The sequence below is a fragment of the Rhodococcoides kyotonense genome (assembly GCF_001645385.1).
Lineage (GTDB): Bacteria > Actinomycetota > Actinomycetes > Mycobacteriales > Mycobacteriaceae > Rhodococcoides > Rhodococcoides kyotonensis_B.
This window is the reverse complement of sequence record NZ_LVHI01000017.1, coordinates 26,041-48,024: the sequence shown is the minus strand read 5'-3', so window position 1 is coordinate 48,024 and position 21,984 is coordinate 26,041. Positions and strand designations below refer to the sequence as shown.

The following is a 21,984-nucleotide window of genomic DNA, read 5'->3' as shown; positions in this document are numbered from 1 at the left end:
CGCATGTGGGTGCTGGACGTGAAGGCCGCGTCGGCGGGTTCGACGCGGTGTTCGACGCGGTCGTGTCGGATGCATGGCATCGATTCGAGAGCAATCTCGCGGTGCACGTCGCGACCATGCCGGAGGGCACCTACATCACCATCACATCGGCCCAGGCATCACATGGCCAACGTGGTCAGCGCCCGTACGTCGACGTAGTGGCGGTCGACGCCGAGCGCATGGTGTGCGTCGCGGCTCTCCCGTCCTACCTGTATCCGGAAGACCCGGACCGCGACGCGTGCGATCGCAGGCTGCACGGCCTCGGATGGTCCGAGCCCGGCCGGCCGACGGTCGACGGAACGATCATGGACTACACGCTGGACGGCCCACGCGACGAGGCCGACCTGCTCGCAACCGTCGCAGTTGCCACGTTCCGTGAAGTCTGGAACGTCCCGCATCCGTCGTTTCTCAGCGCGTGGACGGTCGGCCCCGGCGAAGAAGGCAGCGGCCCGGTTGCGCTGACGCACGTCACCGACGATGTCCGTCCTCGTGCAGCCACCACGCGATCCGTCACACCGTCGGTCGACTCGCTGCCGACCCCCCTTCGGTCGCTGCACACCTTCTGCGAGCTCGTCGGATCGATCGTGGACTCGGCGACCGTCAGATCGGTCTGCGGCACCGCCGATCTGCGCGAACTCCGCATTCTCGCCCGCGCTCATGCCCGCGAATGCGCAGAGCACGCCGACCGTTGCCGCACCGACGGATCCGAGATGTCCTCGCGGGTGTGGCGGCGCCAGGCCCGCTCGTGGTCGCACACTGCGGACAGCCTGCGGGTCGGTGGGAGCGCCACCTCGTCAGGGCCGGACAGTGCGGCGAAGTCCGCTGGCTCGTAGCACCTGACGTTCGACGCCCGCCCGCACCGCGGCTTCCGTACCGATGATCCGCACGTGTCGTCGGGCGCGGGTGATCGCGGTGTACAGCAGCTCTCGCGTCAGCAGCGACGACGCCTGAGCCGGGAGCATCACCGAGACGGTGTCGTACTGGCTTCCCTGGCTGCGGTGAATCGTCATCGCGTACACCGTCTGCACCGACGACAACACGTTCGGATGCACCAGTTGGGGCTGCGAACCCCGCTGGAAAGCTGCCATCAGCGAACCGTCGCCGACGTCGACCACCACTCCGGTATCACCGTTGTAGATCCGTGCCTCGTGATCGTTGGCCGTGACCAGCAGGGGCTGACCCGCATACCAGCGGGTGGGATCGAGAAAAGCGCCCGACGCCTCCCCCACCCATTCCATCGCCCGACGTGCCCAGTCCTGCACGCCGAACGGTCCCTGCCGATGCGCACACAGCAGTCGATGCGACTCCAGTCTCGTCAGCGCATCCGACGCGGCACCTGCACGCGCAGCGTCGGTGACCGCGGCTGCGGTGCTCAGGATGTCCGCGTGCAGGGCGTCCAGGTCCGTCGGCGCGTGGAACGACAACTGCTCGTGGCCGCTGTCGAGCAAGGTCATCACGTCGTCCGCCCGGCCGTCGCGCACGGCGACGGCGAGCTCGGCGATGGCACCGCCGAACCGTCGCCCACGGCTCAGCCGGACCACGCCGCTGCTCAGGCGGTGTCGCTCGACCGGTGCCAGCGCTGCCTCGTTCGGGTCGTCCTGCGCGTCGAGGTCTCCGGCGACGACGTCGGCGAGCGCCGGATCCGTGGTTGCTCGCACGGGTCGCGCCACGAGATCGGCCAGCACAGCGCCTGCATCGACCGACGTCAGCTGATCGGGGTCGCCGACGAGGATCAACCGGGTATCGGCTCGGACGGCCTCGAGCAGTCGAGACATCATCGTCAGCGACACCATCGACGTCTCGTCGACGACGATGACGTCGTACGGCAACCGGTTCGACGCGTTGTGCCGAAATCGGCTCTTGCTTCCTCGTTGCCATCCGAGCAACCGGTGCAGGGTCATCGCGGTCAGGCCGTCGGGGAGCCCGAGCTCCGCCGACTGCTCGGTGACCGATTCCTGCAGACGAGCCGCGGCCTTACCGGTCGGCGCTGCGAGACCGATACGGATCGACGGGCCGAGCTGGCGCACGAACATCGCGAGGATTCGCGCGACGGTGTGTGTCTTGCCCGTTCCCGGGCCACCGGCGATGACGGCTGTCCACTGTGTCGCCGCGAGCGCTGCGGCGATCCGCTGGCGATCCGGCGCCGGGGTCGGTGCACCTGTGGCGTCGACGAACAGCGAATCCAGTTGCGCGCGAATCACTTCGGCGTCCACGCGCGGCCGGGTAAGTCCTCTGCTGTCGAGCACGTGCCGGATGGTGCGCTCCTGCAGGAAGTACCGATCGAGGTAGAGCAGCTCGCCTTCGTCCGTGTCGACCAACCGAAGTGGCCGCAGCGGACCCCGTTGTCCGCCGACGACGAGTGGACTCGCGCGCAGCGCGGCCAGCACGTCGGCCAACTCGGGCCACGGCAGGGCGTCGACATCGATGTCGGAATCCTCGTCGACCGGGATGTCGCGTAGCCGGTGCAGGTCGAGGCAGACCGAGCCGGATCGTACGGCGCGGACCGCGAGCGCCGTCGCGAACATGACGTCGTCGGACGATTCTCCCCCGAGTGCGCCGAGCCGCAGTGCGACATGGACATCCGCGGCCGCGAGCACGCCCGCTTCGTTGAACACACGCAGCCGGCCCTTGGCGCGCTGCACGAGTTGCGCGTCGATCATGATGGTTCGATTCCCGCCAATAGATCCGATACCGATGTCACGAGTTCGACGGGTGGGTTCCAGTCGAACACACCGCAACCCGCCGGGGTCTCGGGACCGACCATGCCCCGGACGAAGTGGTACTGAACACCGCCGAGATGCCGTGTGGGATCGTATCCGGGTTGGCGCCATCGCAGGTACCGATGCAGCGCAACGGAATACAACAACGCCTGCAGCGGGTAGTGCGACCTCAGCATTTCCTGCGCCATGCGTTCGCGGGTGAAATGCATGACCGTCAGATCACCCCGCGACAGTCTGTTCGTCTTGTAGTCGACGACGACGTACCTCGGACCGGCGATGCGCAACACCGAGTCGATGCTCCCGGTGAGATATCCACGCAGCGGCGAGGATTCGAGGTGCTCGAGTTGATCGGCGTACGACGAGAGCGCATCGTCGGACGGCAGGTGTTCGCGCATCAGCGCAGCTATGCCGCGAAGGGTGACGATCCTCGTGACGGGGTCGTCGCCACCTGCCAGTGGAAGTTCGAAGTCCAACTCCGCCAAGTGGTCCGTCGGCGCGATGTCGGCGAGTGTGCCGAAGCCGAGCGGTGTACGCAGCACCGGCAGGAGCGCGTCGGCGAGCGCGCGCGGGTCGATGTCTGCGAGACGCTCGTCGACGGCCTCGGTGCATCTCGCCAGCACCTCGGCGTCCAGATCGACGGCCGACGTGTCGAGATGCTCGAGGATCTCGTGCACCAACGTGCCGAACGCCGCACCTGCAGGTAGTCCGTTCATCGGCGACGGTATTCCGTCCAGTGCGTCGTCGATCGGCGGCGCTTCCTCGGGTTCGTCGTCCTTGACGGGCGATTCCGGTTCGCTGGAGACACCCGGCGCGTCGTGCGCCGACGCCGTCAACGCCGAATACGACGTCCGACGCCACTGCATGTCGAGGGTGCGTCGGAATGTCGCAGCATCGAGTTCGATCCCGGCACCTGCCGATGTTGCCCGAATCGGTCGCGGCGACGCTCCCCGCGTGGCTTCGACCGAGATCAGTCCCCCTGCCGATCCGGCCAAGGATTCGAAGAGGTGTCCGACGGCGGCGTCGTCGGGCACCTTCGACTTCTCGTCCGGTTGAGCGATGCCGGGAACGCGCGCGAAGAGCAGCCGATGAAGCGGGGATGCCGATGTCGAAAACGAGGGCGCCCACCACAGCACGACCTGACACTGTGCCCGCGTCAACGCGACGTAGAGCAAGCGGAGCTCTTCCCCGGCTTCCTCTTTGTCCGAGAGGAGTTTTCGCGCAGCATAGCCGTGTCCGGTGCGTCCACCGACGTCCAGAACGCGGCGACCGTCGTCATCGTGCAGCAGCAGGGTGCTCGGGTAAGGATTCTTCGCCGCGTCCCAGGCGTACGGGATGTAGACGATCGGGAATTCCAACCCCTTGCTGGCGTGTACCGTCGCCAGTTGGACGGCGGCCGCGTCGCTGTCGAGCCGCCGACTGCGATCGGTGACGCTGCCCGACGCAGGATCCTCGATGCGGTCGGTGAGCCATCGCGTCAGCGCGCTCGGACCGAACGATTCTTCCACCGCCGCACGATTGAGCAGTTGCGCGACGTGTCGGAGATCGGTGAGATGGCGCTCCCCGGAACGTAAGCCGAGCAGGCGCGCCTCGAGACGCGTCTCGGACGACAGTTTCTCGAACACGGCAGCGAACCCGGCCTGCGCGAACAGCATTCCGTATTCACGCAGGCTGGTGCTGACGTCGGCCACCGCATCGTCGCCGCCCTCGTCGAGAGTCTTCGCGGTCCAACCCAGGAGCGGGGTCAGCGCGGCGAGACGCACCCGATCGGATCGATGCGGCTGCTCCAACGCTTGCAGGAACCACAGCCACTGCGTCGCACTCGGGGTCTCGAAGATGCTGGAGCCACCGGCGAGAACGGACGGCACTCCCGCCCGATCCAACGCGTCACGCACCATCGCGATCTGCCCGCGGTTTCGTGTGAGTACGGCGATGTCACCGGGTTCGACGGCGCGTCCCGACCCATTCAGCGTCAGTTGCGTCCCGGATTCGAGCAGGTCGACGATATCGGCGGCGACGTCGTCGGCGACGCGATCCCGCAGCACACCCACGACGGGAAAGCCCGCTCGGCCCAGCGGACCGGCCCCCGTTCTGGGCAAGTAGCGCACCCTCAGCGGCGGGGCGTCCGCCATTCGTGACACGTCGTTGCTCGATCCGACGGGGTGGACGACGATGTCGTCGTGGCCGAGCGCGGCACCCGCGTACACGGTCTCGAGCGCCTGCAACAATCCGGAGTCGCTGCGCCAGTTGGTTTTCAATTCGAGGTGCCGATCCGCGACGGCAACGGCGTCGAGGTAGCTGAGCACCTCGGCCCCGCGGAAGGCATAGATTGCCTGCTTGGGGTCACCGACCAGAAGAAGCGTCGACGTCCCGTGGAACGCGCGTCGCAAGATGTCCCACTGCAGCGGATCGGTGTCCTGGAATTCGTCGACGAGGACGACGCGGAATCGCTCCCGCACCCGGGCACACGCGGACTCGCCGTGTTCGGGGTCCGTCAGTACGCCGTGGAGAAGGCCCAGCAAGTCGTCGAAATCGCGCACTCCGGCAGCCCGTTTGCGCCGCTGCACCTCCGCGCGAGCCTCTTCCGCGAACAGAACTCGATGCCCTGCCTCGGAATCCTCGCCCGGTTCGGGAACCAGCCGAGCTTGCCTGTCCCGTACTGCTTGCCGCGCCACTTGCCGCGCGTCGGCCGGTCCGATCGGCGGGTCGAATTCGGACCGGGCGTACCGCCGCAGATAGATGTCGTCGACCACCTCCGCGGTCATGTCGTCGACGGCTTCGACCAATGTTGCCTCGGGCTCGCGCTCTCCGGCGATGCCGAGACCGTCGAGCATGCGTTGACAGAAGCTGTGTGTCGTCGCGATGGTGCCCGAGTCGAAGTCCGACAGCGCCCTGAGCAGCCGGAGCCTACGTACGGAGACCTCGTGCTCCGACGCGGCCGCCAGAAAGCGAACGAGCGCATCCGCGTGCGTCGACGCCGACGGATCCTGCAGCGCTGCAGCCACTTCCGCGAAGCGATTGCGTGTCCGCTCGCGCAGTTCCTGCGTCGCCGCACGCGAGAAAGTCACGAGCAGCAACTGCGAGATGTCTGCGACGCCCTCCGCGACGTACCTGGTCGCGAGACCGACGATGGCATAGGTCTTGCCCGTTCCCGCGCTGGCCTCGAGCACCGTCGTGCCGGTGGGCAACGGTGCGAGCAGATCGAAGTCGTTCACGGCTGCCCCTCGGTCTCGGCGTCCAGAAGCGGACTCCACAACTGACATGCGACCGTTCCGAACGCCGTCGTCTCCTCGCCCCATCGCGGCAGGTCAGGACGGGGCGGCGAGTCGGAAACGGCCGTGAACGGGGCGCCGGCGTACACATAGCCGATGCTCTTGTCGGTGACGTCGCCGAACTTGTCGTTCCAGGCCTTCTCGGCGGCGTCCATCGCTTCGTCGGGAGAGGCACCGCGACAACGCCTTTCTGCGTACGCAGCCGACGCCGCAGGACCGACCGGCAATGGGCTCGCCAGTCCGGCGTCGCGCAGTCGAACGAGCCGCTCGAGTTGGTCCAGAGAATCCATCGGCGCGTCGATCGTCGACCGCCACGCTGCACGACGACCCGGTCCTCGGCCCGTGGTGACGGCCGTCCACCGACGTGAATCGTCCTGAACCTGGGCGGCGAGCACCCGCACCCACGCGGCGATGCGATGTTTCGCTGCCAGCCGCGAGTACGACGTCCTGGCAATCGTGCTGCCGTGAATTCCGGTGACGGTACCGGTGATACGCCGCCCCGATTCGAGACGGATCGAGATGTCGAGAACGTCCGGATCACCGCCGTGCACGTCTTCGGCGACCTCGACCAGCGCATCGACACCCCGGGTGATGTCCTGCAGCTGCGCCTCCCCGAGTGCGAACGGCGGCAGCGTTCCCCGACGCCATTCCGCAGCGCGGAAATCCTCGACCCGAGTTCCTGCCAACCTCTCGGCCAACATCCGGTCGCCGATGTCCCACTTCTGCAGCCCGTCCAGCGCGACTGTCAACGAATCGGACACGTCGTCCTCGAGATCGGGCACTCGAATTCCGATGCGCTGCTTGATAAATGCCGCGATCGGATGCTCGACGAAGGCGATGAGGTCGTTCAGATCGATGTCGCCGGATTGCCTCGGTGGCAGAGGAGCGTCCAGGAATGCCGGTGCGGGTACGGGTTCCTGCTCCGCTGCACGCGCGCCGTCCAGCGCTGCACGGTCGTAACTGAGGGGTGCGCGCGGGTCGAAGTTCCGCGCGTCGAACGGCTGCAGCGGGTGCCGACGCACCACGTCGGCGCCGGCCGTGGTGGAGACGACGTCGAGCAATTCGCTGAGCGGAATCGCGGGCGGCTTGACCATCCCGGTCACCGGGTCGGCGCCGGTGTAGAACAGCAGCAACTTCTCTCCTGCCGACATCACCGCGTCGAGCAACAGTTGGCGGTCCTCGCTGCGAACGTCGCGTTCACCGGGAGCTGGATTGCGCGCCATGATGTCGTCGCCGTCGACGCCACCCGCGCGGGGAAATACCTCGTCGTCGAGACCGAGGAGCACGACGACCCGGTGCGGAACCGAGCGCATCGGCACCATCGTGCACACGGTCAGCTCTCCGGTACGGAAGTTGGCACGCGACGGTCGTCCGGCCAGCGCCCGCGTGAGCATCGCGCGCACATCGGCCAGCCGGAGTTCGGATTCGTCACCGTGCTGGGTCGCGTCGTGCAGTTCTCGAAGCGCTTGTACCCGTTGCCAGGACTGAGCACTGGTCGTGTCGGTGAGCAGGTCGAGCGCACGCACGAGAGCGGTTCGCCACCTCGCTGTCGCCTGCGGCCCCTGCAGATCCCGCACGACGACGGCGAGCCTGTCGACGAATTCCGCAAGTCTTCCGGCGAGATCGATGTCGTTGCCGTCCACGTCGTCCAGCGGAAGAGCGAGGTCGAGCCATTCGTGCGCGGTCTCGTCGGCGGCGACGCCGAGCAGCAGCCGGTCCATCGCGAAATTGAAGGTGTTCTGACCGAAGTCGCCCAGCCCGTATCTCGTGCGTTGGCGCGAATTGATCCCCCACCGCGCACCGGATGCCTGCGTCCACTCACGTAGCCGTTCCAGGTCGTCGTCGCTGAACGAAAACCTCAGTCGCACAGGCTCGAAGGCCGCGAGGTCCAGCACCTGACTTGCCGTGACCCGGTCGACGGCAAGGTCGAGCAACGCCGCGACGACTGCCAGCAACGGATTGGTCTGCCGCAGACCGCGGTCGGCGAGACGAACCCTCAATTCATGTCCCGGATGTCCGAGCCCACGCTGTCCGAACGTAGCCCGCACCAGCGGCGCATAGGTCTCGACGTCGGGGCACATCACCAGAACGTCGCGTGGTTGCAACGTCGGATCCTCGTCGAACAGGCGCAGCAGGGATTCACGAAGTACTTCCACCTGTCTCGGTGCGCCGTGGCAGGCGTGTACCGCGATGGTGCCGTCCGGTTCCGCGGAACGGGTCGGTGTCCGGTCGTGTGCGATGTCGGACTGCACCCGCCCGAGCAGCGTCGCACGCGTCGCGTCGTCCGGCACGACGGAATGATCGATCGCGACGTCGAGACTCGTGAGTCGCCCCTGCAGTTCGCGAACATCACGGGCCAGGCTCGACAGCAGGGGATGCGACACTGCGACGGCCGACCGGTCCTCGCGCCGACGACGCGGTCGGGGCGCCGCGGTCAGACCGTCCCACATCGCAGGGCTGGGATGCGGAATCCACATGTGGACGTCGCGTCGATCCGCTATCGCGGCGATCACCCGAAGCTGATCGGTGGTCAGGCGGGTGGGGCCGAAGAGCGAGATTCTTTCCGGCAAGTCCAGAACCGACGGATCGGCAACGAGCGCAGCGCAACTGGGCTCCAACCGTTCCGCCGGACTCGGCGAATCGATCCGTGCCCGCACCGCCCGCCACAACTCCGCCTGCCAGAGAAGGTCCGGCGTCAGCGATACACCCAGCCCGTCGGTGTCGACGCCTGCAGCCCAGTCGACGAGCATGGACGGCCGATCGGCGGCGTAGCTTCGGAACAGATCGGCCAGGTGCGCCGCGGTGGACCAACGCCGTCCCGCTCGCTCCTCGTCGACACCGTGGCCGAGATGGGCAGCCAGTACCGAACACCACGGCTGCCCCAGAGACTCGTCGACGAGTTGCAGAATCGTCCACAGCATCCGGCCTCTGGCCCAGGGGTCCTGGTCTGCGTCGAGCCCGTCGACCGCAGCAAGAGCCTGATCGACAAGTGATGCGGGCGAGGGAAATTGGACGTTGGCGGAGATTCCGTCGGCCTTGGACGAGCCGAGCGACATCGACAGCCGTTGCGTCAACCACCGCTCCACACCACGTGCAGGCACGGCGACGACCTCGGCGACGAAGGGATCGGCGAGCGGGGTGGACAGAACCTCGACCAGCCCGGAGGCGAGCGCGCTGGACCGAGCCGCGCGATGAACCTTCAGTACCAACGTCGTTCCCCGCTTTCCGCTTCTCCCCGATCCGGCTACTTGACCCTACTCGAGGCACCGACATACTCTCGACGCGTTCAATCGCACTGCGCGTGCGCTTATCGCACCAACGCCGTCGGATTCGAGGACTACACCGATGATCGATACCGCCACCGCCGTCGCCGTCCAGCTGCTCTACGGTCGCCAGAGTCACGCGATCGATTCGGGGCGAGCGGCCGAGTGGGCCGCCACGTTCACCGGGGACGGCGTCTTCGATTCGCCCAGCTACCCCGAACCCGAGGTCGGTACCGCAGCCCTGACCGCTTTCGCGCAACGGTTCTCCGACAGCGCAGCGGATGCCCAGGAGAGGCGTCGCCACGTCTTCACGAACCTGGCGATCGACCGCGTGACCGACGACGAACTGACCGTCGACTGCTACCTGCAGATCGTCGCGACTCCCCGCGGCGGTGACACGCGAATCGTTCGCTTCACCGCCGTGCACGATCGCGTCGTTCTCCGGGACGGCCGGTGGCTCATCGCGAACCGCACCGTGTCGCGCGACGACGCTTGATATATCTGTTAACTAAATGCCGTCACTGACTACAGTGGTCGGGTGACCGATTCCGCCGAACCCGATTTCTGGTCGTTCATCGAGACCGCCAACACCAAGCTCGCGTCCGAATACGGTTTCGAGCACCAGCTCGCCACCGAGGTACTGCTGACACTGAACCGCGCGTCGAACATCGTCACGTACGACCTCGAGGCATCCATCCATCGGCCGCGCGGCTGGTCCTGGTCGTCGTTCCGTCTGCTGTTCGTGACGTGGCTGGCCGGCCCGATCGAACCGAAACGCGCAGCCGAACTGACCGGCATGAGCCGTGCCGCGGTGTCGAATCTGTCGAAAACCCTCATCTCCGACGGCCTGCTCGCACGCACCCCGGACGAAACGGACGGCCGCTCGGTGCGTCTCGCACTCACCGAGGAGGGCCACGCCCGCATGGTCGAGTCCTTCGCCGACCAGAACGAACGCGAGAACGCATGGGCGAGCGTGCTGACCGAGCCCGAGCAGCGCATTCTGGTGATGCTCCTGAACAAGCTGATCACCAACCGCAGCCAGTTCGATGTCAGAGGGCGCAACTGACGCCCTGAGGGGTTGCGTGGGTCACGTCCAACTAGTTAATGTGTTTATTATCAGCTCTGGACACATCTAGGAGATTCCCGTGGCCTACTACCGGCAACTCGGATCGGTACCGCCGAAGCGTCACACGCAGCATCGGACTCCCGACGGCGGTTTGTACTACGAGGAGCTGATGGGCGAGGAGGGCTTCTCCTCCGATTCGTCGTTGCTCTATCACCGCCACATCCCGTCGGCGATCGTCGATGCGACGGTCTGGGAGTTGTCCGATCAGTCGACGACGCCGAACCACCCGCTCAAGCCGCGCCACCTGAAGCTGCACGATCTCTTCCCGCCGGAGGTCGTCGCGGAGACCGATGTGGTAACCGGCCGTCGTCTGATTCTCGGCAATGCCGACATCCGCATCTCGTACGTCGTCGCAGCGAAACCGTCGCCGCTGTATCGCAATTCGATCGGTGACGAGATGGTGTACGTCGAATCCGGCAGCGCCACGGTCGAAACCGTCTTCGGCGCACTGCAGGCACGTCAAGGCGACTACGTACTCATCCCCCGCGCGACGACGCACCGCTGGGTTCCCGACGGCGAGGTCCGCGCCTACGCGATGGAGGCGAACAGCCACATCGTGCCGCCGAAGCGCTACCTGTCGAAGTACGGCCAGCTTCTCGAGAACGCACCGTTCTGCGAACGCGACCTGCACGGGCCGAGCGAACCGCTGCTCGTCGAGGACACCGACGTCGAGGTCCTCGTCAAGCACCGCGGCTCCACCGGCATCGTCGGCACCCGCTACGTCTACCCGAACCACCCGTTCGACGTCGTCGGCTGGGACGGCTGCCTGTACCCGTACACGTTCAACATTTCCGACTACGAGCCGATCACCGGTCGCGTGCACCAGCCGCCGCCTGCGCATCAGGCGTTCGAGGGCGACAATTTCGTCATCTGCAACTTCGTGCCGCGCAAGGTCGACTACCACCCGTTGTCGATTCCGGTGCCGTACTACCACTCCAACGTCGATTCCGACGAGATCATGTTCTACGTCGGTGGTGACTACGAAGCCCGCAAGGGTTCGGGTATCGGACAGGGCTCGATCTCGATCCACCCCGGCGGCCATGCACACGGCCCGCAACCCGGCGCGTACGAACGCAGCATCGGCGTCGAGTTCTTCGACGAGCTCGCCGTCATGGTCGACACGTTCCGGCCGCTCGAACTCGGCGAAGGCGCGCTCGCCTGCGAGGACACCGCGTACGCATGGACGTGGGCCGGCAGGGGACCCGCGTCGTGATCCCTGCTGTCTTCCGTGGTCTGTGCGACGACGCAGCACTGTTCCCGCCCGGCAATGCACCTCTGGGCGCCGCGGTGCCGCAGCACCTCGGCTACCGCGACGCGGCCTTTGCAGATCTCGTCGGACCGTTCGTGTTTCCGATTCCCCGGCTGCGTGAACTGACGTCGGTCCCGTCGCCGGTGCGCGTCTCGCTCACGGCGCCCGGGGGCCCGTCGAGCGTTGTCCCCGGAATCGAAGCCGCGCAGTCGATCTCGGGCGTATCCGTCGTCGCTGTCGAGGTGGCGATTCCCGACGGCACCGACCTGAGTGCACTCGACGACGTCGGTGGCGGCATCGACGTCTACGTTGAAATCCCCCGCGACGACCGTCGACCCGAGATCCTCGACGCGGTCGAACGCCGCGGCTACCGCGCGAAGTTCCGCACCGGAGGCGTCACGGCCGATCTGTATCCGGGTGAAGCGGAACTGGCCGCCGGAATCGCCGAGGCGTCGCGTCGCGGAATTCGGTTCAAAGCCACTGCAGGTTTGCATCACGCGATCCGAAACACCGGCTCTGACAACGGTTTCGAACAACACGGCTATCTCAACGTGCTGCTGGCAGCGCAGGCCGCGGCAGGGGGCGCCGGGACGGACGAACTGAGCAGCATCCTCGCGATCCGCGATCCTGACGTCGTCGCGAAGGAAGTCGCTGCGATCGACACCGAGCGAGTGTTTCTGTCGTTCGGTACCTGCAGTATCCAAGAACCCCTCGACGACCTCGTCGCACTAGGACTCATCGACCCCACGTGAGCGCGAATGTATAGCCCTCTACACATTTCTGCTCACGAGCTCCGAAGGAGCCTTCATGACACACATCGACATTTCTCCTGATTCCGAGTTCGGAATCGACAATCTGCCCTACGGTGTCTTCTCCACCGCAGGAACGGACCGGCGAGTGGGAATCCGCTACGGCGACAACGTCGTCGACCTCGCCGTTGCGCTGGACGACGACGTATTCGCCGAGGCGTCGTTGAATTCGTTCATGGCCCAGGGCCGCACGAGATGGGTCGAGGTTCGCGACGCGATCACCGACGCCATCACCGGCGATTCGGTTCCGGCGCACGCGGTACATCCAATCGACACGGTCACGATGCACATGCCGTTCGACGTCGCCGACTACGTCGACTTCTACGCGTCCGAGCACCACGCCAGCAACCTGGGTCGTCTGTTCCGGCCCGATTCGGAACCGTTGATGCCCAACTGGAAGCACCTCCCCGTCGGCTACCACGGCCGCTCCGGCACCGTCGTCGTGTCCGGAACGGACATCACGCGCCCGAACGGCCAGCGTAAAGCGCCCGACGAGGCGTCGCCGACCTTCGGTCCGAGCACGCGCCTCGACATCGAGGCCGAGATGGGCTTCGTCGTCGGCGTCCCGTCGGATGCACCGATCACCCCGGATCGGTTCGCGGAGCATGTGTTCGGCGCTGTGATCGTCAACGACTGGTCCGCACGCGACATCCAGGCGTGGGAATACGTTCCGCTGGGGCCGAACCTCGGAAAGAGCTTTGCGACGTCGATCTCGCCGTGGGTCGTGCCGTTGCTCGCGCTCGAAGCGGCTCGTGTCTCGACGCCTGTGCAGGATCCCGAGCCGCTCGAGTATCTGCGCGAAACACAGTCCTGGGCACTCGATATCGATCTGACGGTCACGTGGAACGGATACGACGTCGCGCGTCCGCCGTACCGCGAGATGTACTGGTCCCCCGCCCAGATGCTCGCCCACGAAACCGTCAACGGCGCCACCTCACGCACGGGTGATCTGTTCGCGTCGGGCACCATCTCCGGTCCGGAGAAGCACCAACGCGGGGCATTCATCGAACTGACCTGGGGCGGAAGGGAACCGGTCTCACTCGGCGACGAGACCCGTACGTTCCTCGAGGACGGCGACGACGTCGTCATCGCCGCCAGCGCACCCGGACCGAACGGGCCCCGCATCGGCTTCGGTGACGTCCGAGGCCGTATCGTTCCGGCCTAACGCAACAACCGCCCCAACTGTGCCGCCGCGGCGACGACCGCTGCACCGAGGCGCTTCTCGTCGTCGATCTCGAAGACTGATGCGCCGAGGCTTGCCAACGCGTCCCCGCGGCGGCCCGGAATCACCGCTGACACACCACCTACCGACGGAATGACCTCACCCTGGGTGACCGCGTAGCCAACGGCGCGGGCCCGGGTCACTTCCTCGCGCTCGCCTTCCACGGCCGGCAACGATGCCAACATCGCCAAACCTGCCGAGCCTCGGTCGATCGGGTCCACCTGGCCGCCCTTGAACGCGACGTGCACCTTCGCTCCGCGCGGCTCGACGACCATCAATGCCCGTACCTCGCTACTGTTTTCGCGCACGACGAGGTGCACCGTCGCGCCGAGCTGATCGGCGAGTTCTTCGAGCACCGGGCGCGCCACGGTCCGCAAATCCTGCTCGACGGGTTCGGCGAGCGCGACGAGACCGGCGCCCAACGTGATTCGCTTGAAGTCGTCGCGCCGACACAGATGGTGCGCTTCCAACGTCCGCACGAGTCGATGAGCGACCGTGCGATGCACCCCGATGCCGTCGGCGATCTCCGTGATCGAGAGACCGTTCGGTCGCTCGGCCAGCAATTCCAGAACGACGAGGCCGTGATGCAGCGTCTTGGACATGCCCGAGTCGAGCTGAACAGCCTCTCGACCTGGCTGAACGTGAGTCATGAGTCGCCCCTATTGACGTGTGTGAGGTGGACCACCTACAGTTCGATAGTATCGCACGCTGCGTGCGATTATCGCACACATCTCGGGACGTCGCAAGCCCTCCCCGACGGGACCGCACGACCGACCCGATCGAGACATCTGTTGCACGAGGAGAGAATTCATGACAGGCACCAATCCCGGACGCGTCGTCGACCGCACGATGACCGCGGTCTACCCCGAACTCGCGGGCAAGGTCGCCGTCGTCACCGGCGCGGCGCGCGGAATGGGCTCGGTGTTCGCCAAGGGCCTCGCGGCTCGCGGTGTGAACGTCGTCGGCGCCGACATCAACGACGCGCAGATGAAGGAAACAGCGGAGCAGCTGAACGGCGAGCTGGCCACCGACGCGCTCGTCTCCGAGCCGGGCAAGGTCGTCGGCGCCCGCATCGACGTCACCGTTGCCGAGGACCACGAAGCTCTTGCGCAGACGGCTCTGGCCGAGTTCGGTCGTATCGACTTCTGGATCAACAATGCAGGCATCTTCCCGTTCGCGCTGGCCGCCGACATCACGCCCGAGCAGATCAACGCGACGCTGAGCGTCAACGTCGAAGGAGTGCTGTTCGGCTCCCAGGCCGCGGCCCGCCACATGGGCGAGGGCGGCGCCATCGTCAACATGTCCTCGGTGTCGGCTCTGCGCGTCCGTAAGGGTCGCGGCGCCTACTGCACATCCAAGGCAGCCGTCGCGCATCTGACGGAGTCGCTCGCCGTCGAGTTCGGCGACATCGGCATCCGCGTCAACTCCATCGCGCCGGGCTACATCGACACCGAGATGACGCGGTGGGTCCAGGAAGATCCCGAGGCCCTCGCGAAGGCTCTCGACGCGGTTCCGCTGCACCGCCTCGGTGCCCCGGAGGAAGTCTTCGGACCGCTTCTGTTCCTGCTGTCGGACAGCGCCCGCTACGTGACCGGGCACAGCATCGCCGTCGACGGTGGATCGCGCCATGTCTGATTCGACCGACATCGACTACGACGTCGTCGTCATCGGTGGTGGCGGTGCGGGGCTCGCGGCGGCCGTCACCGCCGCCGAGAACGGCGCGTCCGTGCTGCTGTTCGAGGCGATGAAGGAGCTCGGAGGCTCGACGGCCCTGTCCGCTGGATTGTTCACCGCAGCCGGAACGTCCGTCCAGCGCGAACTCGGCATCGAGGACAGCGCCGAGAAGTTCTTCCAGCACTACATGGATCTGAACCAGTGGATGCTGGCGCCCGGCCTGATCCGTACGTTCTGCGAGAACGCGGGCCCGACGCTCGAGTGGCTCATCGAGCTCGGTGTCGAGATCCCGGCGAAGGTGTCCGGCAACGCGCACCAGCCGGGGCTCAGCCAGGCAGGTGTCGAGGACGTCTGGCGTGGGCACGTGCCGAAGGATCAGGGATACGGCCTCGTCCAGGTACTCGACGCCGCGCGACGACGGCACGGGATCGAGGTCGTTCTCGACACCCGGGTTCAGGCCTTGCTCACCGAGAACGGCCGCGTCGTCGGTGTGATCGCCGACGACGTCGAACTTCGAGCGGGTGCCGTGGTCGTCGCATCCGGAGGTTTCGCGCAGGATCCGACGTTCGTCGACAAGCACTACCCGGTTGCGAACAAAGCGGGCGAATCGTTGTTCGTCGTCGCCGCCGACGGCAGCCGCGGCGACCATCTGCGGTTCGCCGACGCGGTCGACGCGTCGATCACCGGGGACGGCTGGGGACTCATGCTCCCGACGGTCTACTTCCAGCGGTACCACCACTGGCAGTCGGGCTTTCCGCCGAAGTCGCGCGTCTACGTCAACGCCGCCGGTCGACGGTTCATGGACGAGGACGCCTCGTATGCGGTCTCCACGGGAATCATCGATCATCAGGGTGGATCGGCGTGGATTGTCTTCGACGAGAACGCCCGCCTAAATTTGCCTGTCGGATATGCCGATTGGGCCGCCGACCGCGTCGCCGAGGAAGCCGAGGCGGGACGGACCCTGCGCGCGGACTCGCTCGACGAGCTGGCCACGTCGATGCAGGTACCCGCACACACCCTGAAGGCCACGGTCGCGCGGTGGAACCAGAACTTGCCGAACGGTGAGGACCCGGATTTCCTTCGCCATCGCACGTTGGCGAACAAGGGCAGTACGACGGATCCGGACCCGATCGATCGAGGGCCCTTCTACGCCGCACGCATCCTTCCCGCCGAATTGGTCTGCACCCATGCCGGCCTCGAAATCGACCGGAACGCAGCCGTTCTCGACACCGACGGTGTTCCGATCCCCGGACTGTTCGCAGCCGGTGAGGCAGGGGCAGGCGTTCTCGGCCTTCGCTACGTCGGTGGCGGCAACGCCGTCGCGAACGCGCTGACGATGGGCCGCATCGCAGGCCGCACTGCAGCGCTCGTGAAGTCCACCGCAGCTGCTCTGGCGATCTGATCCCCGCACTCCCTACCCTTGACCCTTTGAGGAAGCAGTCATGACCACGAACGAGAGCGCCGTGCACCCCGAGCACAGCAACCACGCCGATGGGCCGACCACGGTGAAGCAATCCCCGTTGACGGTGATCCGCGCAGCAGTCGTCGGAACCGTCGTCGAGTACTACGACTTCGGCATCTACGGCTACATGGCCACCACGATCGCCGCACTGTTCTTCGTATCCGAGGATCCGACCGCAGCGTTGCTCGGTACGTTCGCGGCGTTCGCCGTCGCGTTCTTCCTGCGCGTGCCCGGCGGCATCTTCTTCGGACACATCGGCGACAAGTACGGACGCAAGAACGCCCTGTCCTGGACGATCCTGCTGATGGTCATCGCCACCGCAGGTATCGGCCTGCTTCCCACCTACGTCACGCTCGGTGTGTGGGCGACGTCGGTGCTCGTGCTCTGCCGATGCCTGCAGGGCTTCGCGGCGGGTGGTGAGCTCGGCGGCGCGAACGCGTTCGTCTCCGAGTCCGCACCCACCCGTTGGCGTGCCACGCAGACGTCGATGGTCAATACCGGCACCTACCTCGGATCGCTGCTCGCGTCGCTGTGCGCGCTCGGACTGAACACGATCTTCACCGAAGAGCAGGTCCTCTCGTGGGCGTGGCGCATCCCGTTCCTGCTCAGTCTCGTCATCGGTGGCATCGGCATCTGGATTCGGAGCAGGCTCGACGACACCCCGGAGTTCAAGGAGCTCGAGGACAAGGGCGAGACGAAGAAGCTGCCCATCTCGGAGCTGCTGAGCACGTCCGGCGGAAGCGTCGTGAAGATTATCTTCCTCGGTGCTCTCATCACGGGCGGCTACTACATCGCCTCGGTCTACGCGGCCACGTATCTGAAGACCGAGGGTGGCCAGAGCGCGCAGGCAGCGTTCCTGTCGACGTCGCTGGCTCTGGTGCTCGGTGTCATCACGCTCCCCATCGCCGGGTACATGGCCGACAGGTACGGTCGCAAGCCCGTGCTGTTCGGCGGCAGCCTCGCGTCGATCATCCTCGGCGTTCCGATGTTCATGATGATGGCGGGCGGAAGCCTGTGGCAGGCCGTCGTCGGCCAGTCGGTGTTGTTCATCGCGGTCTCGGTGGTCAACGGCGCGTCGTACGTCACCTACGTCGAGATGTTGAAGACGTCGGTTCGCTACAGCGGTCTCGCTCTGGGCAACAACACCACCAACATGCTGCTCGGTGGTACGGCTCCGTTCATCGCGACGTGGCTGATCTCGCTGACGGGCAACGCCCTCGCCCCGGCCGGCTACTTCGTCTTCTGCGCGCTGCTCACCTTCGTCGCGGTCTTCTTCGTGACCGAGACCAAGGGCACCGAGCTGAAGACGGGATAGAGCCATGAACTTCGACGGCAAATCCATCGTCGTCACCGGTGCCGGCAGCGGTATGGGACGAGTCGAATCGTCGATGCTGGCCGCTCGTGGCGCCAAGGTGTGGGTCACCGACATCGCTGTCGAGCCCGGGCTGTCCGTCGTCGACGAGATCGTCTCCGGCGGCGGACAGGCGGAGTTCTTCCAGCTCGACGTCACCGAACCCGCGTCGTGGACCGAACTCGCCTCCCGTATCGACTCAGCCGACGGCGATCTGCACGGCCTCGTCAACAACGCGGGCGTCAGCCACCGGTTCGGGATCGAGGACACCACGATCGAGGACTGGCGACGGGTCATGGACATCAACCTGTCCAGCGTCTTCTACGGCATGAAAGCCTGTGCTCCGCTTCTGAAGAGGGGCGACGGCGGCTCGATCGTCAACGTCTCGTCGATCGCGGGCATGGTCGGCTACTTCGCGGCCGGATACGGCGCCAGCAAGTGGGGTGTGCGCGGGCTGTCCAAGGTAGGCGCGCTCGAGTTCGCCGAACACGGGGTGCGCGTCAATTCCATTCACCCGGGACTCGTCGACACTCCCCTGCTGCATTCGGGGTCGTCCGATTTCGTCGACACGAGCCTGAAGTCGGTGCCCGCCGGACGCGTCGCCGACGCGTCGGAAATCGCCGAGTCGGTTGCGTTCCTGCTGTCCGACGCGTCCCGCTACATCACCGGAACAGAGATGGTCGTCGACGGCGGCCTGACCTCCGGCGGTATCTATCACCGCATCACCAGCGAGCTCTGACCCACCGGTCCGACTCCTCACCCGTTCCGCATGACTTCCGGCGTTTACCTCTCTCGTAGCCGTTTCCCCGCTCGACAATGTCGGGCAAGAAGGACGACGAGACGATGGGTGGCGACATGGACGTCGAGGTACTGGTGGCAGGAGCCGGGCCGATCGGCCTCACGGCCGCGATCGAGCTGCGCAGACGGGGCATAGGGTGCCGTGTGATCGACCCGCTGACGGAACCGCCGCAGTACGCGAAAGCCGTTGGTATTCAGCCGCGTACGCTCGAAGTGTTCGAGAACATCGGTGTGTTGCACGCCGTTCTCGACGCGGCCATCATGATGCGCGGGCAAATCATGTTCCAGAACGGCTCCGAGGTCGGACGCATCGAGCTTTCGTTGCCCGCGGACGTCCCCTACGGCTTCGCGATGCTCCCTCAGTACGAGACCGAGCGCATCCTGCGCGAACGGTTGGCCGAACTCGGCGGGACCGTCGAACGCGGAGTGGCTCTCGCGGGTTTCACTCAGGACGCCGATGCCGTCACCGCGACGCTCAGCGACGGAACGTCTCAGCGCGTGCAGTATCTGATCGGCGGCGACGGCGCACACAGTGTCGTGCGCAAACAACTCGGCCTGACCTTCGAGGGCGACGCATTCGCCGAGGGCTACATGCTCGGCGACGTCGAGGTGGACTGGTCGTTGCCTTCCGGCTACGGCATTCGCATCTCGCACACCGCCGACGACGGATCCCAGGACGGCATCCTCGTCGCGATTCCGCTTCCGGGTCGACGCCGCTACCGCATGTCGATGCTCGTGCCGCCGGAACTCTCAGCACCCGATGCGGGAGCCGACGGCATCGCACACGGCTTCGCGGGCGGCGCCGCACCCGAGCTACGACATATTCAAGCCGTCCTCGACCAGCTGTCCCCCGAACCGACGACCGCGTCGAACCTGCGCTGGTCGTCGGTGTTCCGCATCAGCCACCGCATCGTCGACGCCTACGGTCGTGGTCGAGTGTTCGCCGCAGGGGATGCCGCACACATCCATCCACCGACCGGCGCACAGGGTATGAACACCGGAATCCAGGATGCACAGAACATCGCGTGGAAGGTCGCGCTGGCCGTCCGCGGCGTCGCAGCGCCAGGACTGACCGACACCTACGACGCCGAACGCCGGCCCGTAGGCGAAGAAGTGGTCGGTCGGACGGTACGTAGCGCGCGCGAGGGAATCGGGGCCGGTGAGACGTCGGTCGAGACGGCCATGCGCAGGCAGGCGCAATTGCTGATCTCCTACGCCGACAGTCCCTTGATCTCCGAGGCCGATGCGTCGGCGACGACGGTGCAGCCCGGCGAGCGTGCGCCCGACGCCCGCGGTCTCACCCGCGACATGGTGGCCTATCCCGTTCGGCTGTTCGAACTGTTCAGCGGGGTGAATCACACCCTGCTGCTTTATGCCGACGGGTCACCGGACGAGATGGAGGATCTCGCCGAAGCCGCGACAGCCGCCGCGCACGGCTTGTTGGACGTCTATCTGCTGTCGCCGGGGCCGGTCGAGTCGGTGCTGACCGTCGTCGTCGACGCCGAGGGCGAATTCGCCAAGGCGTACGGCATCGACGGCCCGTCGGCCCTGGTCATCCGGCCGGACGGCTACCTCGGTCATCGTGAATCGCCTGCCACTGTCGAGGGTGTGGTCGCGCATTTGAAGAAGACGTTCGCCTGACGGGCGGCTGCGCCGCACGTGCGCGCGAATGTACAGCCGGCTGTACATTCGCACGCACGATGACTTTCAGGGTCGACGACGGTCGACTTCTCCGACCATATTCCGACTTCGATCGGAGTAGCCATGGCTCTCGCACACGTCCTCGCAGTCGTCCCCGTCGCGGACCTCGATAAGGCGAATGCCTTCTACGAAGCGTTCTTCTCTCGACCTGCGGACAACAACCCGATGCCTACCCTCGTCGAGTGGCAGGTCATCAAGAGCGCCTGGGTGCAGGTGACCGTCGATCCCGAGCGTGCCGGCTCGTCGATGCTGAACTTCGCCGTCGACGATCTCGAGAAGCACATCGAGGAACTCGCGACGCGTGGAATCGTCGCTGCAGACATCGTCGACGCGAGCAAGGGCGTGCGACTGTCGGCGATCGAGGACCCCGACGGCAACGCCATCACCCTCATCGGCGGATTCCGTGTGAATTATTGAATCGTTGATATTTACTGTCGCGCAACACCTTTCGGCCTTTCTTGTCGGTAGCTTCCGTTACCTTCCCGCGCATGACTACACAGCGGGACTACGACGAGCACGATTACGACTACGAGCACTGCGACCGCGTCCGGCGCGCGGCAACTGGAATCGCGATGGCCGCCACGCCGATCGACGAGGCATTCAGCGACATCGGGCAGGCTATGTTTCGGTTCGATCCCGACCGCGTGAGCGAGACGGCCGCGAACCTGATCCGCGATTTCACGACACATGTCAGCGAGATCATCGTGCATTTCGCGGACTTGCACGACGAGTGGCATTCGAAACCCGACGGCGAATTCGACATGTTCGAGATCCGGGAAATCGGACCAAAACCGTGGTCGGCGGAATCGATCTCGCGTCCAGATTTTCCGACGACCGATCACTGGCAGAAACTTCCCAGAGACGGTGTCCGCAAGAAGTCATTCGTTCTGTATGCCAACACCTACCACTGCATCGACCACTTGAACGCATGCTCGAAGACGTTGAACGAGTACGTCAGCCTGGTGGCGCAGTCCTACGATGTGGAGCCTCCCCACACAGTGCTGCAGAGCTTCGCAGAGACGGTCGCGCACCTCGTGCAGGTGGCAGTGGCGACGGCCGTACTCTGGATACAGCGGGTCTTCGACGACAACCGCAAGATTGCGCGCCGACTGACGGGTGGCCCTCCGCCGTTCGTATGGGGCAAGCCGACCGTCGCCGACACCTTCGCGATCTCCCGCCGTAGGTGATGCCGTGGCCCGGGCGCTGGGGGCGGCGTTCGGGCCTAGGGGTAACCTCCAGTAAGTGATGCCCCTCCTGACCAGTCGACGCTACGTCGACCTCCGTTTGCAGGCGAGCGCTAT

Annotated in this window: 17 protein-coding genes; 13 read left to right on the top strand and 4 right to left on the bottom strand. The window is 65.9% G+C overall.

The window, feature by feature from the left end; all coding sequences use genetic code 11:
• The first annotated feature begins 5 nt into the window (after window positions 1-5).
• A complete protein-coding gene (locus A3K89_RS14370) occupies window positions 6-872 on the top strand; it encodes a TY-Chap domain-containing protein (RefSeq protein ID WP_254303536.1) in 867 nt (288 codons plus the stop codon).
• On the opposite strand, the gene recD is transcribed toward A3K89_RS14370, so the two are convergent.
• The 3 genes from recD to recC are packed head-to-tail and all read right to left on the bottom strand — an operon-like array spanning window position 834 to window position 9,237.
• Window positions 834-2,699, bottom strand: a complete 1,866-nt coding sequence (gene recD, locus A3K89_RS14365) for an exodeoxyribonuclease V subunit alpha (RefSeq protein WP_068427160.1) — start codon at window positions 2,697-2,699, stop codon at window positions 834-836. The two genes, A3K89_RS14370 and recD, sit on opposite strands and share 39 nt — an antisense overlap.
• Window positions 2,696-6,019 carry a UvrD-helicase domain-containing protein gene (locus tag A3K89_RS14360; RefSeq protein WP_068427209.1) on the bottom strand — a complete coding sequence of 1,108 codons (3,324 nt, stop codon included), beginning with the start codon at window positions 6,017-6,019 and terminating at the stop codon, window positions 2,696-2,698. The genes recD and A3K89_RS14360 overlap by 4 nt, the downstream gene beginning before the upstream one ends.
• The gene (gene recC, locus A3K89_RS14355; RefSeq protein ID WP_068427156.1) at window positions 5,968-9,237 is read right to left on the bottom strand and encodes an exodeoxyribonuclease V subunit gamma; all 3,270 of its coding nucleotides are present in this window, start codon (window positions 9,235-9,237) and stop codon (window positions 5,968-5,970) included. The genes A3K89_RS14360 and recC overlap by 52 nt, the downstream gene beginning before the upstream one ends.
• A gap of 136 nt (window positions 9,238-9,373) precedes the next feature.
• On the opposite strand from recC, the gene A3K89_RS14350 reads away from it, so the two are divergent.
• The 5 genes from A3K89_RS14350 to fahA all read left to right on the top strand — a co-directional run bounded on the left by A3K89_RS14350 (window position 9,374) and on the right by fahA (window position 13,640).
• A complete protein-coding gene (locus A3K89_RS14350; protein ID WP_068427154.1) occupies window positions 9,374-9,787 on the top strand; it encodes a nuclear transport factor 2 family protein in 414 nt (137 codons plus the stop codon).
• A gap of 42 nt (window positions 9,788-9,829) precedes the next feature.
• Entirely contained in the window at window positions 9,830-10,357 is a 528-nt protein-coding gene (locus tag A3K89_RS14345; protein WP_068427152.1) for a MarR family winged helix-turn-helix transcriptional regulator, read from the top strand.
• A 79-nt stretch (window positions 10,358-10,436) separates the two neighbouring features.
• Window positions 10,437-11,630, top strand: coding sequence for a homogentisate 1,2-dioxygenase (locus A3K89_RS14340; protein WP_068427151.1), 1,194 nt, complete (start codon window positions 10,437-10,439; stop codon window positions 11,628-11,630).
• Window positions 11,627-12,418 carry a hypothetical protein gene (locus A3K89_RS14335; protein ID WP_367946708.1) on the top strand — a complete coding sequence of 264 codons (792 nt, stop codon included), beginning with the start codon at window positions 11,627-11,629 and terminating at the stop codon, window positions 12,416-12,418. The genes A3K89_RS14340 and A3K89_RS14335 overlap by 4 nt, the downstream gene beginning before the upstream one ends.
• Window positions 12,419-12,473: 55 nt before the next feature.
• On the top strand, window positions 12,474-13,640 hold the full coding sequence (gene fahA / locus A3K89_RS14330; protein ID WP_068427149.1) for a fumarylacetoacetase: 1,167 nt from the start codon (window positions 12,474-12,476) through the stop codon (window positions 13,638-13,640).
• Here the strand turns inward: fahA and A3K89_RS14325 are convergent.
• Window positions 13,637-14,299 (bottom strand): IclR family transcriptional regulator, encoded by a 663-nt coding sequence (locus tag A3K89_RS14325; RefSeq protein ID WP_240930920.1) that lies wholly within the window; start codon window positions 14,297-14,299, stop codon window positions 13,637-13,639. The genes fahA and A3K89_RS14325 overlap by 4 nt on opposite strands.
• Before the next feature lie 208 nt (window positions 14,300-14,507).
• Here A3K89_RS14325 and A3K89_RS14320 point away from each other — a divergent pair, with 208 nt between their 5' ends.
• The 7 genes from A3K89_RS14320 to A3K89_RS14290 all read left to right on the top strand — a co-directional run bounded on the left by A3K89_RS14320 (window position 14,508) and on the right by A3K89_RS14290 (window position 21,870).
• A complete protein-coding gene (locus A3K89_RS14320; RefSeq protein WP_068427145.1) occupies window positions 14,508-15,332 on the top strand; it encodes an SDR family NAD(P)-dependent oxidoreductase in 825 nt (274 codons plus the stop codon).
• Entirely contained in the window at window positions 15,325-16,773 is a 1,449-nt protein-coding gene (locus A3K89_RS14315; RefSeq protein ID WP_068427208.1) for an FAD-dependent oxidoreductase, read from the top strand. Before A3K89_RS14320 ends, A3K89_RS14315 begins: the two co-directional genes overlap by 8 nt.
• A 40-nt stretch (window positions 16,774-16,813) precedes the next feature.
• Window positions 16,814-18,148 (top strand): MFS transporter, encoded by a 1,335-nt coding sequence (locus A3K89_RS14310; RefSeq protein WP_254303535.1) that lies wholly within the window; start codon window positions 16,814-16,816, stop codon window positions 18,146-18,148.
• A 4-nt stretch (window positions 18,149-18,152) separates the two neighbouring features.
• Window positions 18,153-18,923 carry an SDR family NAD(P)-dependent oxidoreductase gene (locus tag A3K89_RS14305; RefSeq protein WP_068427142.1) on the top strand — a complete coding sequence of 257 codons (771 nt, stop codon included), beginning with the start codon at window positions 18,153-18,155 and terminating at the stop codon, window positions 18,921-18,923.
• Window positions 18,924-19,039: 116 nt separating this feature from the next.
• A complete protein-coding gene (locus A3K89_RS14300; protein WP_068427204.1) occupies window positions 19,040-20,623 on the top strand; it encodes an FAD-dependent monooxygenase in 1,584 nt (527 codons plus the stop codon).
• Window positions 20,624-20,746: 123 nt separating this feature from the next.
• Entirely contained in the window at window positions 20,747-21,100 is a 354-nt protein-coding gene (locus tag A3K89_RS14295; protein WP_068427140.1) for a VOC family protein, read from the top strand.
• A gap of 71 nt (window positions 21,101-21,171) precedes the next feature.
• Complete coding sequence (locus A3K89_RS14290; protein WP_068427138.1) at window positions 21,172-21,870, top strand: hypothetical protein; 699 nt, start codon at window positions 21,172-21,174, stop codon at window positions 21,868-21,870.
• Window positions 21,871-21,984: the final 114 nt, after the last annotated feature.

Coding starts and splice junctions, on each gene's coding strand:
- recD (WP_068427160.1), bottom strand. CDS start 2,699: ATGATCGACGCGCAACTCGTGCAGCGCGCCAAGGGCCGGCTGCGTGTG.
- A3K89_RS14320 (WP_068427145.1), top strand. CDS start 14,508: ATGACAGGCACCAATCCCGGACGCGTCGTCGACCGCACGATGACCGCG.
- A3K89_RS14350 (WP_068427154.1), top strand. CDS start 9,374: ATGATCGATACCGCCACCGCCGTCGCCGTCCAGCTGCTCTACGGTCGC.
- A3K89_RS14305 (WP_068427142.1), top strand. CDS start 18,153: ATGAACTTCGACGGCAAATCCATCGTCGTCACCGGTGCCGGCAGCGGT.
- A3K89_RS14300 (WP_068427204.1), top strand. CDS start 19,040: ATGGACGTCGAGGTACTGGTGGCAGGAGCCGGGCCGATCGGCCTCACG.
- A3K89_RS14315 (WP_068427208.1), top strand. CDS start 15,325: ATGTCTGATTCGACCGACATCGACTACGACGTCGTCGTCATCGGTGGT.
- A3K89_RS14325 (WP_240930920.1), bottom strand. CDS start 14,299: ATGTCCAAGACGCTGCATCACGGCCTCGTCGTTCTGGAATTGCTGGCC.
- A3K89_RS14310 (WP_254303535.1), top strand. CDS start 16,814: ATGACCACGAACGAGAGCGCCGTGCACCCCGAGCACAGCAACCACGCC.
- A3K89_RS14360 (WP_068427209.1), bottom strand. CDS start 6,019: ATGTCAGTTGTGGAGTCCGCTTCTGGACGCCGAGACCGAGGGGCAGCC.
- A3K89_RS14290 (WP_068427138.1), top strand. CDS start 21,172: ATGACTACACAGCGGGACTACGACGAGCACGATTACGACTACGAGCAC.
- A3K89_RS14295 (WP_068427140.1), top strand. CDS start 20,747: ATGGCTCTCGCACACGTCCTCGCAGTCGTCCCCGTCGCGGACCTCGAT.
- fahA (WP_068427149.1), top strand. CDS start 12,474: ATGACACACATCGACATTTCTCCTGATTCCGAGTTCGGAATCGACAAT.